Here is a 16,255-nt window from a genome sequence, read left to right as displayed (position 1 = left end):
TTTTTTGTTTTTGCAGCCACAATACCTACAAATCTCACATATTGTGACGTTTATTAAACTTAATTTCTTACATTGACACCGCGGGTTTCGCCGATGCGCTGACCCGTCACGGTGCCCTTGTTGCCAACACGAATCACCGATGGACACGCATTTGCACGCCGCCCACTCGCTTTCGCGCGCCGACACGCTGCTGGTGTTCCTGCCCGGCGCGTTCCTGAAGCCGGAAGAGTTCGAGCGCGAAGGCTTTGTGGATGCCGTACGGCAGCGCCGGATCGACGCCGACGTGCTGATCGTGGATGCCAACGTCTCCTACTACTACGACCAGACCTTCATCGAACGCCTGCAATCGAGCGTGATCCAGCCGCAACGGGAGCGCGGATACAAGTCGATCTGGCTCGTCGGCATTTCGATCGGTGGCTTTGGTGCGCTGATACATGAACTGGCTTCGCCGGGCAGCGTCGACGGCATCGTGACCATCGCGCCCTATCTCGGACGCCGGCCGCTGGGCGCCGACATTGCCCGGGCCGGCGGCCTGCGCTCCTGGCGCCCGCTGGAAGGGCCGCCGTCGGATTCGGAGGCCGACCGTCTGTTGTGGCCATGGCTGCAGCAATACGCCTTCCCGACGCCATCCAGGCGCCTGCCGCCGCTCTACCTGGGTTTCGGGACCAGCGACCGCTTCGCGTGCAACCACAAGGTGCTGGCCGAGGTGCTGCCCGAAGGCCATGTGTTCACGACCGAGGGCGGCCACGACTGGCCGCAATGGGCTCGGCTCTGGCGCGACATGCTCCAGGTCCTGCCGCTGCCGATACTGCGCCCGGTGTCCGCGCAGCGGGATCTGCAAGCTCTCGCTACGCAGCCTGCAACGAATCCAGTGGCCATCGGGGCTTGACGTCGAAGGCATAGCGCGGGGTGGCCGCGGCCATGCCGGCTTGCAGGCGCATGGCCGCGGCCATCGCGATCATGGCGCCGTTGTCGGTGCACAGATGAAGCTCGGGGTAGTGCACACGCACGCCGCGCCTGGCGCAGGCCGCGTCGAGTTGCCGGCGCAGGTCGTGGTTGGCGCCGACGCCGCCGGCCACGACCAGCCGCTTCATGCCGGTGGCCTCCAGCGCCGCCATGCTTTTCTTGAGCAGCACTTCGACGATGGCCGCCTGGGTCGATGCGGCCAGGTCGGCCTTGCGGGCCTCGAGTTCGCCACCGAGTTTCTTCGCCTGCGTCATCACCGCGGTCTTGAGGCCGGCGAAGGAAAAGTCGAGGTCTCCGCTGTGCAGCAAGGGACGCGGCAGCTTGAACGCCGCGGCATCGCCCTGCTCCGCCAGCTTGGCCAGCCACGGGCCGCCGGGATACGGCAGGCCCATGAGCTTGGCGCTCTTGTCGAAGGCTTCGCCGGCGGCATCGTCGATGGTCTCGCCGAGGATCTCGTAGTGGCCCACGCCGTCGACGCGCATCAACTGGGTATGGCCGCCCGACACCAGCAACGCGACGAAGGGAAACTCCGGCGGGTCGGCACTCAGGAAAGGCGACAGCAGGTGGCCTTCGAGGTGATGCACGCCGAGCACCGGCTTGCCGAGCGCCGCGCCCAACGCGCATGCCACGCCGGCGCCCACCAGCAGCGCGCCGGCCAGGCCCGGCCCTCGCGTGTAGGCCACCACATCCACGTCGGCCAGTTGGCGCCCGGCCTCCGCGAACACGGTCTGCGCGAGCGGCAGCACACGGCGGATGTGGTCGCGGCTTGCCAGTTCCGGCACCACGCCGCCATAGGCCTGGTGCATGGCGATCTGGCTGTGCAGCGCGTGGGCGCGCAGCAGCGGTGTGGCGCTGCCTTGCGCTTCCACGAGCGCGACGCCGGTTTCGTCGCAAGACGATTCGATTCCGAGTACAAGCATCCGGGGAGTGTAGGAGCCGCACGGCTTGGGGGCACGGATGTTGCTGCATGACCTTCCACGATGAAATCAGGACTGAGCTTTCTTGTCGCAGCCCGGCGCTGCGAAATCGACGAACTGGACCAGCTCGCGCGCACCAGTGAACTGGTCGGGACGATCGGCCGTCTGGTGCATGCGCTGCAGCGCGAGCGCGGGTTGTCGAACGTGCTGCTGGCCTCGCAGGGCAAGCGTTTTGCCGCGCAACGCAGCGTGCAGGTCGGCGAATCCATTCGGCTGGAGCAGGAGGTGCGTGCCGGCTTCGACAGGTTGCATGCGGAAGCACGCCGCCTGGGCAGCGGCACGCGCCTGTTCAGCCGCATCGCCTGGGTGCTGCCGGGGCTGGATGCCCTGCCCGTTCTGCGGCGGCGCATCGGCGCGCTGGAGATCGGCGTGGCCGACGCGGCGGCGGCCTTTGCCAAGCTGATCACCGGACTGCTGGCGGTGGTGTTCGAGGCGGCCGATGGCGCGACCGACCCGGAAATTTCGCGACTGCTCGCCGCCATGTTCAATTTCATGCAGGGCAAGGAATTCGCGGGCCAGGAGCGTGCCTGTGGAGCGGCCGCGTTTGCCGCGGGCCAGGATGACGGCACCCGCCAGCAGCGATGGCTGCAACTCATTGCGGCGCAGGAGCGCTGCTTCCATGTGTTCACCGAGTTTGCCGGGCCTGTGCTGGCGAGGTTGTGGCGCGACAGCCAACCCGCGGAGGAAACCGCCGAGCTGGAACGGCTGCGCCGCGCGGCCATCACGACCGCACCCGGCGAGCCGCTCGACGCCGAACTCAGCACGGTCTGGTTCGATTGCTGCTCGCTTCGCATCGACGCAATGAAGGCGATCGAGGAACGGCTGGCGAGCGACCTGCGCGCGCTGTGCGACCGCAAGATCGCCGAGGCCCGGGCCGAGGCCGATGCCAACGAGGCCTTGCTGGACCAGGTGACCGGCGCGCAGGAGACCGGCGTGCCGACGGCCTTCTTCGACGACATCGCGCCCCAGCCGCCCACGGTCAAGGCCTATGGACACCAGCTCGAGCGCTCGGTGCTGGACATGCTGCAGGAGCAGTCGCAGCGCCTGCAGGCCATGAGCGACGAACTGGAAGCCGTGCGCGCCGGCCTCAACGAGCGCAAGCTGGTGGAGCGGGCCAAGGGCCTGTTGATGGCCCACAAGCGCATGACGGAAGAGGAGGCGCACAAGATGCTGCGCCAGACCGCGATGAACCAGAACCGGCGGCTGGTCGATGTGGCCGAGTCGGTGCTTTCGATGGCCGACTTCCTGCCCTCCGGAAACTAATTGGTGCGCTGCACAAATCGGGTGCCTCCGGGTCGATCTCATTCAAATCGCGCGGAGATGCTTGTTGAGTAACAGTTCATTGCTATCATTTTGATAGCAATAAGCAACTCGGAAGCGCTGGCACGCCGCTTGCAACCACTTCAGCCATAGACCAAAGACGGTCTTCAGGCAGGTGGCATCCAACGAAGGGTGTCGCCCACCAACAGGACAAAGGCGTCCTTGCCCGCATGCACTCGTATTCATTTCGAGCAGCAGATGCGCGGCAAGGACGCCTTTTTTGTTTTTCGTTTGTTGTTTTGACCGGAGTTCGCCCCATGACCGATGCGCTGAAATTCAAATTGAGCCGACGCACCGCACTGAAAGCCGCCGCCGCAGGCGCGGTCGCTATCGCCCCCGCGTTGCGCGCCACCGTCTGGGCGCAAGGCTCCGACAAGCCCGAGAAGCCCGAGGTGAAGATCGGCTTCATACCGCTGACCGATTGCGCCAGCGTGGTGATGGCCTCGGTGCTGGGCCTCGACAAGAAGCACGGCGTGAAGCTCACGCTGAGCAAGGAGGCCAGTTGGGCCGGCGTGCGCGACAAGCTCGTCAACGGCGAGCTCGACATGGCGCACGTGCTCTACGGCCTGGTCTACGGCGTGCACGTCGGCGCTGGCGGCGCGAAGAAGGACATGGCCGTGCTGATGGGCCTGAACCGCAACGGCCAGGCGATCACGCTGTCGAAGGCGCTGGCCGACAAGGGCGCGGTCGACGGCCCGTCGCTGGCCAAACTGATGGCCAAGGAGAAGCGCGAATACACCTTCGCCGGCACCTTCCCCACCAGCACGCACACGATGTGGCTCAACTATTGGCTGTCGGCCTCGGGCATCAGCCCGATCAGCGATGCCAAGGTCATCGTGGTGCCCCCGCCGCAGATGGTGGCCAACATGCGCGTGGGCAACATGGACGGGTTCTGCGTCGGCGAGCCGTGGGGCCAGCGGGCCATCATCGACAAGATCGGCGTGACCGCGATCACCACGCAGGACATCTGGAAGGACCACCCGGAGAAGGTGCTCGGCACGCGCGCCGAGTTCGTCAAGGCCAATCCGAACACCTGCCGCGCCGTGATGATGGCCGTGATGGAGGCCGGCAAGTGGATCGATGCCAACCTGCAGAACAAGACAAAGATGGCCGAGACGGTGGCCGAGAAGTCGTACATCAACACCAGCGCCGACGCGATCAACCAGCGCATCCTGGGCCGCTACGACAACGGCATGGGCAAGACCTGGGACGACCCCAACCACATGAAGTTCTTCGACGACGGCCAGGTCAACTTCCCTTACCTGTCCGACGGCATGTGGTTCCTCACGCAGCACAAGCGCTGGGGCATCCTGAAGGAGCACCCGGACTACCTCGCGGTCGCGAAGCAGATCAACCAGATCGACCTCTACAAGGACGTCGCCAGCGCGATGAAGGTCAGCGTGCCGAAGGACCCGATGCGCACCAGCAAGCTCTTCGACGGCGTGGTGTGGGACGGCAAGGACCCGAAGAAGTACGCCGATTCGTTCAAGGTCCAGGCCTGAGGAGCACGACATGGTCAGCGCTGTTTTTCACTCCCCGCTCGATGCGTCCATTCCTCTCCCTCTCCCGCGTGCGGGAGAGGGTCGGGGTGAGGGTGTACCTCGTGTCCAGGCTGCCCCTCACCCCAGCCCTCTCCTCACGGGGGAGAGGGAGCAACGGCGCAAAGTCCTAGACCTGCGATGGCTCTGGATGCGCGTGTTGCCGCCGCTCGCGGGCTTCGGCCTGCTGCTGCTGATCTGGGAACTGGTGGCACTCCGGAGCACCAATGGCTTTCCCTCGCCGCTGGAGACCTGGAAGCAGGCGCTCGATGTCTTCAGCGATCCGTTCTACAGCAAGGGGCCGAACGACCAAGGCGTCGGCTGGAACGTGCTCTCGTCGCTGCAGCGTGTCGCCTTGGGCTTCGGGCTCGCGGCCGCGGTCGGCATTCCGGCGGGCTTTGCGATCGGGCGCTTCGAGTTCCTGGCGCGCATGTTCAATCCGCTGATCAGCCTGCTGCGGCCCGTGTCGCCGCTGGCCTGGTTGCCGATCGGCCTGCTCGTTTTCAAGGGCGCCAACCCGGCCGCCATCTGGACCATCTTCATCTGCTCGATCTGGCCGATGGTCATCAACACGGCCGTGGGCGTGCAGCGCGTGCCGAGCGACTACATGAACGTGGCCAAGGTGCTCAACCTCAGCGAGTGGAAGATCATCACCAAGATCCTCTTCCCCGCCGTGCTGCCCTACATGCTCACCGGCGTGCGGCTCGCGGTCGGCACCGCATGGCTGGTAATCGTCGCGGCCGAGATGCTGACCGGCGGCGTCGGCATCGGCTTCTGGGTCTGGGACGAGTGGAACAACCTCAACGTCAAGAACATCATCATCGCGATCTTCGTCATCGGTATCGTCGGCCTGTTGCTGGAGTTCGCGCTCATCAAGATCGCCACCGCGTTCACGTTCGAAGAGGTGAAGTCATGAGTGAAGCCACGACCCTGGAGAAGGCAGACAGGAAGTTCATCGACATCAGCGAAGTCGAGCAGACCTTCAAGACGCCCAAGGGCAGCTTCCAGGCGCTGCGCGACATCAACCTCACGGTCGCCAAGGGCGAGTTCGTGGCGCTCATCGGGCACTCGGGCTGCGGCAAGTCGACACTGCTGAACCTGATCGCCGGGTTGACCAAGCCGACGCATGGCGGGCTGCTCTGCGCCAACAAGGAAATCAACGGCCCGGGCCCGGAGCGCGCGGTGGTGTTCCAGAACCATTCGCTGCTGCCTTGGCTGACCTGCTACGAGAACATCTACCTTGGTGTGGAGCGCGTGTTCGGCTCCGCAGAATCGAGGGTGCAATTGAAGGCGCGCACCGATGCGGCGCTGGCACTCGTCGGCCTCACGCCCGCCACCCACAAGCGACCGGGCGAGATCTCGGGCGGCATGAAGCAGCGCGTCGGCATCGCCCGCGCACTGGCCATGGAGCCCAAGGTGCTGCTGATGGATGAGCCCTTCGGCGCACTCGACGCGCTCACCCGCGCACGCCTGCAGGACGAGCTGCTCGCCATCGTGCAGAAGACGCAGAGCACGGTCGTCATGGTCACGCATGACGTGGACGAGGCGGTGCTGCTGTCCGACAAGATCGTGATGATGACCAATGGCCCCTCGGCCACGATCGGCGAGTTGCTCACGGTGAACCTCGAACGTCCGCGCAATCGCGTGGAACTGGCGGAAGACCGCAACTACGTGCACTACCGCAAGGCGGTGATCGACTTCCTGTACACGCGCCAGGGCCATGTCGAGAAGGCCGCGTGATTTTTCGCCCGCACAACAACCGACGAGGAACCCCACGATGACCCCTAATCAGATCGAACTGGTGCAGTCCAGCTTTGCCAAGGTTGTGCCGATATCCGAGCAGGCCGCGGCCATCTTCTATGGCCGGCTCTTCGAATTGGCGCCGGAGGTGCGCGCACTCTTCAAGGGCGACATGGTCGAACAGGGGCGCAAGCTCATGACGATGCTGGGCGGCGTGACTCGAGGCCTCGGCAACCTCGACACGCTGGTGCCGGTGGCACAGCGCCTGGCCGAGCGGCACGTCGGCTACGGTGCGGAGCCAGCGCACTACGCGGTGGTCGGCGCCGCACTCATCGACACGCTCGACAAGGGGCTGGGCGCCGAATTCACGCCCGACGTGCGCAACGCCTGGGAGACGGCCTACGGCACCCTTTCGGGCGTGATGATCGCGGCGGCCCGGAAGACGGCTGAGGGCTCCGCCATGGAGGCGCAGGCGTGAAGACGTTCATCCGCGTCATCGAGTACTGGGTGCCCAGCGAGGATGGCAGCCTGCTTGAATTTGGTGGCGGCCTGTTCGGCCCTGCACATCGCTTCGCGGCCGTGAGCCAGAACCTGTGCTTCGGCCGTGGCGAAGGCTTGCCGGGCCGCGCCTGGGAGACGGGGCGCCCGATCGTGCTCAAGGAGTTGTCGGGCTCCTACTTCCGGCGCGCCGCGGCAGCGAAGACGGCGGGGCTGACCTGCGGCATCGCGGTGCCGATCTTCAAGGGCGACCGGCTGAGTTCGGTGGCCGTGATCTTCTGCGGCGACGACGAAGAGCATGCCGGCGCCATCGAACTCTGGGGCAACGACCCGGAAGAGTCCACCGACATGACGCTGGTCGACGGCTACTACGGCACCACCGGCGACACCTTCGAGTTCATCTCGCGCGCCACCGCGTTTCGTCGCGGCACGGGGCTGCCCGGCATGGCGTGGGATTCGCAAAAGCCGGTGTTCCTGCCGGACCTCGGCAAGGGCGCGGGATTCATTCGCGCCGACAGCGCGGTGAAGGTCGGCATCAACCGCGGCTTCGCGATCCCCTGCTCGACGCTGGACGGCTCCAGCTTCGTGATGGCCTTCCTGTCGGCCCGCGCGACGCCGATTGCGCGCCGCATCGAGATCTGGGAGCCCGACACCAGCGGCACGCACCTGCGTCGCAGCCTCGGGTTCTCCGACACCGCAGCCAAGGACGACGATGCCTTCGAAGCGATCGCCATGACGGGCGATGCACCGGATGCGGCCGGCGCCATCGCCCGCGCCTTCGCGAGCGGGATTCCGTACACCGCCGAACCCATGATCGCCATCCCGGTCGCGCCGCAAGGCCGCATCACCGCTGTGATGGCGCTGCACTTCTGATCACCTCTCAATCGGGAAGCACACGATGAAAAAGATGAAACTGGTCCTGGTGGGCAACGGCATGGCCGGCGTTCGCGCCGTGGAAGAGTTGATCAAGCTCGCGCCCGACCTCTACGACATCACCGTGTTCGGCGCCGAGCCGCATCCCAACTACAACCGCATCCTGCTGTCGCCGGTGCTGGCCGGCGAGCAAACGGTCGAGCAGATCATCCTGAACTCGTGGGAGTGGTACGCGGAGAACGACATCACGCTGCACGCCGGCAAGCTGGTGACCGAGGTGGACCGTGTGAAGCGCATCGTGCGTGCCGAGGCGGCGGACGGCAGCGTGGTGGAAGCGGAATACGACCGGCTGCTGCTGTGCACCGGTTCCAATCCCTTCATCCTGCCGGTGCCGGGCAAGGAGCTGAAGGGCGTGATCGCCTACCGCGACATCGCCGACACCAACACCATGATCGAGACTGCGAAGACGCACAAGCATGCGGTGGTGATCGGCGGCGGCCTGCTCGGCCTCGAAGCCGCCAACGGCCTGATGCTGCGCGGCATGAGCGTGACCGTGGTGCATGTCAACGCGTGGCTCATGGAGCGCCAGCTCGACGACGTGGCGGGCGGGCTGCTTCGCCAGTCGCTGGAAGCGCGCGGCCTCAACTTCCTGCTGAGCGCGCAGACGCAGGAACTGGTCGGCGACGCCGAAGGACGCGTCAAGTCGGTCAAGTTCAAGGGCGGCACCGAAGTGCCGGCCGACCTGGTCGTGATGGCCGTGGGCATCCGTCCGAACACGGCGCTCGCCGAATCGATGCGCCTGCACTGCAACCGCGGCATCGTGGTCAACGACACCATGCAGACGGTGACCGATGCGCGCGTCTACTCGGTCGGCGAATGCGCGGCGCACCGCGGCATCGCCTATGGCCTGGTGGCGCCGCTGTTCGAGCAGGCCAAGGTCGCGGCGAATCACCTGGCGCAGTTCGGCATCGGCCGCTACATGGGCTCGCTGACCTCGACCAAGCTCAAGGTGACGGGCATCGACCTGTTCAGCGCCGGCCAGTTCATGGGCGGCGAAGGCACCGAGGAGATCGTGATGAGCGATCCCTTCGGCGGGGTCTACAAGAAGCTCGTGATCAAGGACGACAAGCTCGTGGGCGCCTGCCTGTACGGCGACACGGTCGATGGCAGCTGGTACTTCAAGCTGCTGCGCGACGGCCGCAGCGTGAACGACATCCGCGAGAAGCTGATGTTCGGCGAATCGAACATCGGCGACGTCGGCCATGAAGGCCACAGCAGCGCGGCGACGATGCCCGACGAAGCCGAGGTCTGCGGCTGCAATGGCGTGAGCAAGGGCACGATCTGCAAGGCGATCAAGGACAAGGGCCTGTTCACGCTGGACGAGGTGAAGAAGCACACCAAGGCGAGCGCGAGTTGCGGCTCGTGCACGGGGCTGGTCGAGCAGATCCTGATGTTCACCGCCGGCGGCGACTACTCCGCCGCGCCGAAGAAGAAGGCCATGTGCGGCTGCACCGACGCGAGCCACAAGGACGTGCGCGACGCCATCCGTGCCCAGAAATTCCTGACGCATGCCGAGGTGTTCGAAGGCATGGGCTGGCGCACGCCCAACGGCTGCGCGAGCTGCCGCCCGGCCGTCAATTACTACCTGATCAGCACCTGGCCGAAGGAGGCGAAGGACGATCCGCAAAGCCGCTTCATCAACGAGCGCAGCCACGCGAACATCCAGAAGGACGGCACGTATTCGGTGATCCCGCGCATGTGGGGCGGGCACACGACGCCGGACGAACTGCGGCGCATCGCCGATGCGGCGGACAAATACAAGATCCCGACGGTCAAGATCACCGGCGGGCAGCGCATCGACCTGCTGGGCGTGAAGAAGGAAGACCTGCAGGACGTGTGGAAGGACATCGGCATGCCGAGCGGCTTCGCCTACGGCAAGTCGCTGCGCACGGTGAAGACCTGCGTGGGCAGCGAGTGGTGCCGCTTCGGCACGCAGGACTCGACGCAGATGGGCAAGGACCTGGAGCATGCGCTGTGGGCGATGTATTCGCCGCACAAGGTGAAGCTGGCGGTGTCGGGCTGCCCGCGCAACTGCGCCGAGGCCGGCATCAAGGACGTGGGCGTGATTGGCGTGGACTCGGGCTGGGAGGTCTACGTTGGCGGCAACGGCGGCATCAAGACCGAGGTGGCGCAGTTCCTTGTGAAGCTCAAGACGAGCGAGGAAGTGATGGAATACACGGGGGCCTTCCTGCAGCTGTACCGCGAGGAAGGCTGGTACCTGGAGCGTACGGTCCACTACATCTCGCGCGTGGGGCTGGACCATGTCAAGAAGAAGGTTCTCGAGGACGTTGCCGGCCGCAAGGCGCTGTGGGAGCGCTTGCAGTTCGCGCTGGATGGCGAGCCGGATCCGTGGTTCGAAGCGAACCGGGCGCAGGTCGATGTGCGCCAGTTCGTGCCGGTGGCCGACGCGGTCACGGCACCGCTGACTTTCGTGCCGAAGGCCAGCATTGCCTCGCCGGACCTTGCCGATATCTCGTGAAGCAGGAGGCACCGATGACCGAATGGAAAACCATCTGCCGCGTCGACGAGATCCCGGTGCTCGGTTCGCGCCGTGTCTCACGCCCGGTGGGCTTGGCCGTGGCGGTGTTCCGCAACAGCCAGGACGAGGTGTTCGCGCTGCTGGACCGCTGCCCGCACAGGGGCGGGCCGCTGTCGCAAGGGATCGTGTTCGGCACCAGCGTGGCGTGTCCGCTGCACAACTGGACGATCGGGCTCGATGACGGCTGCGCGAGGCAACCCGACGAAGGATGCACGCCGAAGTTTTCGTGCCGCGTCGAGGACGGCCACGTGCTGCTCGATGCGCACGAACTGGCGACGCATGCGCTGGACCTGGAAGCGCCCCGTGCCGGTCCCGGGAGGGCTGCGCCCGCAGGGCCGTTGGGGGACGAGACCTTTGATGTGCAGGCGCCGCATGGCTCTTGAATTCGTCGCTGCTGGTGGAGTGGGCACAGCGCATGTAGGGGACGTGTTGCGTGCAGGGGGCGCATTGCGTGCAGGGGGCGCATTGCGTGCAGGGAGCGCGTCGTCGGGCGGCATGCGGTACGGGCCGGCCGACCCTACTGCGGCGGCCCCTTCGGGGCTCCCTTGCGGTGCTCGCTTTGGGCGGGGTCCACATGAACTCGCTTCGCTCAGACAGCATGTGGCCCTGATCCGCCCAAAGCTGCGCTCCTCAGCACCGCAGAAGGGATCGACCAACCCGTACCGCATACCACCCGCCGCCGTGGACACGTCCGTGGTGCATCAGCATTGCCCCCACTCCCCCGTACGCAGTGCCCCGGTCTTGCTCCCTCTCCCCCTGGGAGAGGGCTGGAGTGAGGGCAGCCGCACCCCCAAAGGGGACGGTGCGTTTCGCCACCCCCAAGCCCGGTGCGCGGTGTGGGTCGGGCGATCCCTTCTGCGCCGCCGAGCAGCGCAGCGTTTCGCGGATCAGGGCCACATGCTGTCTGAGCGAAGCGAGTTCATGTGGACCCCGCGAAACGCGAGCAGCGCAGGGCAGTCGCGAAGCGACCGGCGCAGTAGGGTCGCACGGCCCGCACCGCGTACCGGGCGCTCTGTCCAAGAGACGACTCCCGCCCCCACCGCACGCAAGCCATGAAAGAAACCAAGTCCACCTGCCCCTACTGCGGCGTAGGCTGCGGCGTGATCATCGAGTCGCAGGGCGACCAGATCACTGGCGTGCGTGGCGACCCCGATCATCCGGCCAACTTCGGCCGCCTCTGCACCAAGGGGTCGACCCTGCATCTCACCGCATCGGCGGAGGTCACGCGCCAGACGCGCCTGCTGCATCCCATGCAGCGCCTCGAGCGCAGCGCTGCCCCGCAGCCCGTCAGCTGGGACAGCGCTCTCGACACCGCCGCCGACAAGTTCGCCCAAGTCATCCGCGAGCACGGCCCCGATGCGGTCGGCTTCTACGTCTCCGGCCAGTTGCTCACCGAGGACTACTACGTCTTCAACAAGCTTGCCAAGGGCCTCATCGGCACCAACAACATCGACACCAATTCGCGCCTGTGCATGAGCAGCGCGGTCGCGGGCTACAAGAAGACGCTGGGCGCGGATTCGCCACCGGCCTGCTACGACGATTTCAAGGACGCGCAGTGCCTGTTCATCGTCGGCAGCAACACCGCCTGGGCACATCCGATCCTGTTCCGCCGCATCGAGGATGCGAAGCGCGCCAATCCCGCGATGAAGATCGTCGTGGCCGACCCGCGCCGCACCGACACGGCCGAGATCGCCGACCTGTTCCTGCCGGTCCAGCCCGGCACCGACGTGATGCTGTTCCACGGGATGCTGCACCTGATGCTGTGGGAAGGCTGGACCAAGCCCGAATACATCGCCGCGCACACCAGCGGCTTCGACGCGCTGAAGACCACCGTGCGCGAATGCACGCCCGACAAGGTGGCGCAGATCTGCGGCATCGACAAGGCCGACCTGCTCGAGGCCGCCCGCCTTTTCGCCACCTCGGCCGCCACGCTGAGCCTGTACTGCCAGGGCCTCAACCAGTCGTCCTCGGGCACGGCCAAGAATGCCGCGCTCATCAACCTGCACCTGGCCACGGCGCAGATCGGCAAGCCCGGCGCCGGGCCGTTCTCCCTCACCGGCCAACCCAATGCCATGGGCGGGCGTGAAGTCGGCGGTTTGGCCAACCTGCTGAGCGCGCATCGCGACCTGTCCGACCCGGACCATCGCGCCGAAGTCGCCGCGCTCTGGGGCGTGCCGAGCGTGCCCGCAGTGCCCGGCAAGACCGCCGTCGAAATGTTCCAGGCCGCTGCCGACGGCGAGATCAAGGCACTGTGGATCGCCTGCACCAACCCCGCCCAGTCGATGCCCGACCAGGCCACGGTGCGCCGTGCGCTCGAACGCTGCGAGTTCGTCGTCGTGCAGGAGGCCTTCGCCACCACGGCCACCTGCGTCTATGCCGACCTGCTGCTGCCCGCCACCACATGGGGCGAGAAGACAGGCACCGTGACCAATAGCGAGCGCCGCATCTCGCGCGTGCGCCCGGCCGTCGCGGCGCCCGGCGCGGCCCGGCATGACTGGTCCGCGGCAGCGGACTTCGCGCTTCGACTGGAAGCCCGCGTGCCCCCGCGCGCGTCGACGACGCTCTTCCCCTACACGCTCGACAGCGAGGTCGGCGCCGAATCGATCTGGAACGAGCACCGCGAGACCACGCGCGGCCGCGACCTCGACATCACCGGCATGAGCTGGGCCATGCTCGACGACCGTGGCCCGCAGCAATGGCCCCTGCCGCAAGGCCGCGCGGCCGGCCGCGTCCGGCTCTACGAAGACGGCCGATTCCCGACGCCCGATGGCCGCGCCCGTTTCGTCGACACGCCCTACAAGCCGGTCGCGGAACAGCGCGAGGCCCGCTTCCCCTTCTCCCTCAACACCGGCCGGTTGCGCGACCAGTGGCACGGCATGAGCCGCACCGGCACGCTGGGCCGGCTGTTCGGCCACGTGGCCGAGCCGGTCGTGCAGATGCATGCGCAGGACATGGCCCGGCGCCAGCTCAAGGACGGCGACCTCGTCCACCTGACCTCCCGCCGCGGCAGCATCGTGTTGCCGGCCCAGGCCAGCCGCGAGGTCGGCATGAGCCAGGCCTTCGTCGCGATGCATTGGGGCGAGGAATACCTCAGCGGGCGCGCCTCCAACGGCGATCGGCTCGCCGGCATCAACGCGCTCACCAGCCCGGCCTTCTGCCCCGACTCGAAGCAGCCCGAGCTCAAGCACGCGGCCATCAAGATCCTCAAGGCCGAGTTGCCATGGTCCTTGCTCGCGGCCGCCTGGGTGCCGGACGACCGGGCGCTGAGCACGCTGCAGGAATTGCGCGGGGTGATGAAGGAATTCCCTTTCGCCAGCTGCGTGCCCTTCGGCGCCGGTGGCGCGCTGTCGGCCGGCGCCGCCGAACGCACCGGCTTGCTGTTTCGCGCCGCCAGCCACGAAGCCGCTGCCGACGCCTTGCTGGCCCGCATCGAGACCCTGCTGGGCCTGGCCGCAGCCGACACGCTGCGCTACGCCGATGCCCGCCACGGCCAGCGCCGCGCCGCGCGCCTGGTGCGCCGCGACAGCGCGGCTGGCGAGGCGCACCTGGAAGCCTTCCTGTTGGCCGGCGACACGCGCGCAGAAGCGTGGATCACCGCGCTGCTACGCGAGCAGTTGCCCGCGCAGGCCTTCGGCCGCCAACTGTTGCGCCCCGGACCGACGGCGCCGGCGGGCGTGGCGGCGCGCGGCAAGATCGTCTGCGGTTGCTTTGGCGTGACCGAGACGGCCATCGGCCAGACGCTGCAGGGCTGCACCGGCAACGACGACCAGCGCCTGGCCACGCTCCAGGGCGCGCTGCAATGCGGCACCAACTGCGGCTCCTGCCTGCCGGAGCTGCGGCGCATGGTCCGCGCGGAAGTGGCGGAGGCGGCGCCGTGAGCGCGGTGCCGGGCCGCCCCAAACAAGCTCATGCCCCCTCGGGGGGCAGCGAGGACACGAAGTGCCGAGCGTGGGGGCCCCAGTGACCTCGGATGCAATCCACGCAGGCATAAGCCGACTCACGTATTGGCATAACGCATGCGGGACAATCCGCGCACCCATGGGAATCAGCCAATACATCAAGGAAATCGGCCGCGGCGCACGCGGCGCGAAGCCGCTCACCCGCGCGCAGGCCACCGACCTGTTCGGCCAGGTGCTGGACGGCACCGTCACCGACCTGGAGGTCGGCGGCTTCTGCCTGGCCATGCGCATCAAGGGCGAGACGCCCGACGAGATGGCCGGCTTTCTCGACGCAACGCATGCCCGCCTGCACCGCATCCCGGCCAGCGACCGTCCCCTCATCGTGCTGCCCAGCTACAACGGCGCGCGCAAGTTGCCGGTGCTTACGCCGCTGCTGGCGTTGCTGCTGGCACGCGAAGGCCTGCCCGTGCTGGTACACGGCGCGGCCACCGAATCCACTCGCGTCCTGGCGTCCAGCGTGCTCGCCGCGCTCGGCACCCTGCCGATGACGTCCATCGCCCCCATCGCCGACGGCCAGGTCGCCTTCGCCCCGACGGAACTCCTCAGCCCCGGCCTCAAGCGCCTGCTCGACGTGCGCCGCGTGGTGGGCCTGCGCAACCCGGGCCACAGCGTCGTCAAGCTGATGCAGCCGACCGAAGGCGAATGTGTCGTCGTCGGCAGCTACACCCACCCGGCGTATGCCGAATCGATGGCCGCCACCTTCGAGCTGATGGGCATCACTGCCCTGCTCTCGCGCGGCCTCGAAGGCGAGGTGGTGTCGGACCCGCGCCGCACTGCGCAGATCGACGGCTTCCTGCGCGGCGCCCGCATCGAACTGCAGGCGCAGCAACCCGGCACGCATGCCGAGGTCGAGGGCCTGCCGACCGAGATCGACATCGAGACGACCGCCGACTACACGCGGCGCGTGCTGGCCGGCGAGGCGCCCGTGCCGGCCGCGATCGCGCAACAGGTCGAACACATCAAGCAACTGGCGAACCGGCTATGAGCAAACCCACATTCCCCTCCCAAGGCACTTGCACGCTCGTCGGCGCCGGCCCGGGCGACCCGGACCTGCTGACGCTGAAGGCCGTCAAGGCGATCCATGCGGCCACCGTGCTCTTCGTCGACGACCTGGTCGACGACGCGATCCTCGGCTATGCGCGGCCCGAGGCGCGCATCGTCCACGTGGGCAAGCGCGGCGGCTGCAAGAGCACGCCGCAGGCCTTCATCGAGAAGCTCATGATCACCGCCGTGCGCGAAGGCGAAGCCGTGGTGCGCCTCAAGGGCGGCGACCCATTCATCTTCGGCCGCGGCGGCGAGGAGGTCGAGCACCTGCGCGAAGCCGGCATCGAATGCACCGTGGTCAACGGCATCACTGCGGGCCTGGCGGCGGTGACCTCGCTCAACGTACCGCTCACGCACCGCGACCATGCACAGGGCGTGGTGTTCGTCACCGGCCATGCCAAGACCGGCGCCGGCGCGGCCGAGGCCCCGACGGACTGGCGCGTCCTGGCCGCCACGGTGCGCGACGCGCGGCTCACGCTGGTGATCTACATGGGTGTGTCCGGCGTGCAGCACATCCAGAACGAACTGCTAGAGGGTCTGCCCGGCGATACGCCGGTGGCGGTGATCCAGCATGCGAGCCTGCCGCAGCAACGCCACATCGCGACCACGCTGTCCCGGTTGCAGGCCGGCATTGCGGAGGCCGCCCTCGCGAGCCCGTCGATCATCGTCGTGGGCGACGTGCTGCGCGGCCTGGCCGCGGCCGGTGCGGAGAACCAGTCCCGCTTCGGGACTTGAGAAGCT

General features: G+C 67.2%; 13 protein-coding genes. 12 read left to right on the top strand and 1 reads right to left on the bottom strand.

The annotated features are described in order from the left end of the window. The first annotated feature begins 139 nt into the window (after positions 1 to 139). Positions 140 to 889 (top strand): alpha/beta hydrolase, encoded by a 750-nt coding sequence (locus HB681_RS03440; RefSeq protein ID WP_256354108.1) that lies wholly within the window; start codon positions 140 to 142, stop codon positions 887 to 889. Here the strand turns inward: HB681_RS03440 and tsaD are convergent. Further along, positions 849 to 1,886 carry a tRNA (adenosine(37)-N6)-threonylcarbamoyltransferase complex transferase subunit TsaD gene (tsaD, locus tag HB681_RS03435; RefSeq protein WP_213953376.1) on the bottom strand — a complete coding sequence of 346 codons (1,038 nt, stop codon included), beginning with the start codon at positions 1,884 to 1,886 and terminating at the stop codon, positions 849 to 851. The two genes, HB681_RS03440 and tsaD, sit on opposite strands and share 41 nt — an antisense overlap. Before the next feature lie 60 nt (positions 1,887 to 1,946). Here tsaD and HB681_RS03430 point away from each other — a divergent pair, with 60 nt between their 5' ends. The 11 genes from HB681_RS03430 (at position 1,947) to cobA (ending at position 16,249) form a co-directional block, all read left to right on the top strand. Then, positions 1,947 to 3,206 (top strand): nitrate regulatory protein, encoded by a 1,260-nt coding sequence (locus HB681_RS03430; protein ID WP_213953375.1) that lies wholly within the window; start codon positions 1,947 to 1,949, stop codon positions 3,204 to 3,206. Positions 3,207 to 3,520: 314 nt separating this feature from the next. Then, positions 3,521 to 4,765 carry a CmpA/NrtA family ABC transporter substrate-binding protein gene (locus HB681_RS03425; protein ID WP_213953374.1) on the top strand — a complete coding sequence of 415 codons (1,245 nt, stop codon included), beginning with the start codon at positions 3,521 to 3,523 and terminating at the stop codon, positions 4,763 to 4,765. Between the two features lie 10 nt (positions 4,766 to 4,775). Beyond that, positions 4,776 to 5,717: a nitrate ABC transporter permease gene (gene ntrB, locus HB681_RS03420; protein WP_213953373.1), complete on the top strand. Its 942-nt coding sequence runs from the start codon at positions 4,776 to 4,778 to the stop codon at positions 5,715 to 5,717. Further along, positions 5,714 to 6,541, top strand: coding sequence for an ABC transporter ATP-binding protein (locus tag HB681_RS03415; protein WP_213953372.1), 828 nt, complete (start codon positions 5,714 to 5,716; stop codon positions 6,539 to 6,541). Before ntrB ends, HB681_RS03415 begins: the two co-directional genes overlap by 4 nt. Before the next feature lie 37 nt (positions 6,542 to 6,578). Continuing rightward, positions 6,579 to 7,019, top strand: a complete 441-nt coding sequence (locus HB681_RS03410; protein WP_213953371.1) for a globin family protein — start codon at positions 6,579 to 6,581, stop codon at positions 7,017 to 7,019. Beyond that, positions 7,016 to 7,912, top strand: coding sequence for a GAF domain-containing protein (locus tag HB681_RS03405; protein WP_213953370.1), 897 nt, complete (start codon positions 7,016 to 7,018; stop codon positions 7,910 to 7,912). Before HB681_RS03410 ends, HB681_RS03405 begins: the two co-directional genes overlap by 4 nt. Positions 7,913 to 7,937: 25 nt before the next feature. Further along, entirely contained in the window at positions 7,938 to 10,451 is a 2,514-nt protein-coding gene (gene nirB, locus HB681_RS03400) for a nitrite reductase large subunit NirB (RefSeq protein ID WP_213953369.1), read from the top strand. 14 nt (positions 10,452 to 10,465) lie between these two features. Next, positions 10,466 to 10,894, top strand: a complete 429-nt coding sequence (gene nirD, locus HB681_RS03395) for a nitrite reductase small subunit NirD (protein WP_213953368.1) — start codon at positions 10,466 to 10,468, stop codon at positions 10,892 to 10,894. Between the two features lie 669 nt (positions 10,895 to 11,563). Beyond that, positions 11,564 to 14,389, top strand: coding sequence for a nitrate reductase (locus HB681_RS03390; RefSeq protein ID WP_213953367.1), 2,826 nt, complete (start codon positions 11,564 to 11,566; stop codon positions 14,387 to 14,389). A 160-nt stretch (positions 14,390 to 14,549) separates the two neighbouring features. Next, positions 14,550 to 15,455: a DNA-binding protein YbiB gene (gene ybiB / locus HB681_RS03385; protein WP_213953366.1), complete on the top strand. Its 906-nt coding sequence runs from the start codon at positions 14,550 to 14,552 to the stop codon at positions 15,453 to 15,455. Further along, positions 15,452 to 16,249 (top strand): uroporphyrinogen-III C-methyltransferase, encoded by a 798-nt coding sequence (gene cobA, locus HB681_RS03380; protein WP_213953365.1) that lies wholly within the window; start codon positions 15,452 to 15,454, stop codon positions 16,247 to 16,249. The genes ybiB and cobA overlap by 4 nt, the downstream gene beginning before the upstream one ends. Positions 16,250 to 16,255: the final 6 nt, after the last annotated feature.

Origin of the sequence: Variovorax sp. dw_954 (genome assembly GCF_018449755.1) — a bacterium.
GTDB lineage: Bacteria > Pseudomonadota > Gammaproteobacteria > Burkholderiales > Burkholderiaceae_C > Variovorax.
This window is presented reverse-complemented; position numbering and strand designations above follow the sequence as displayed.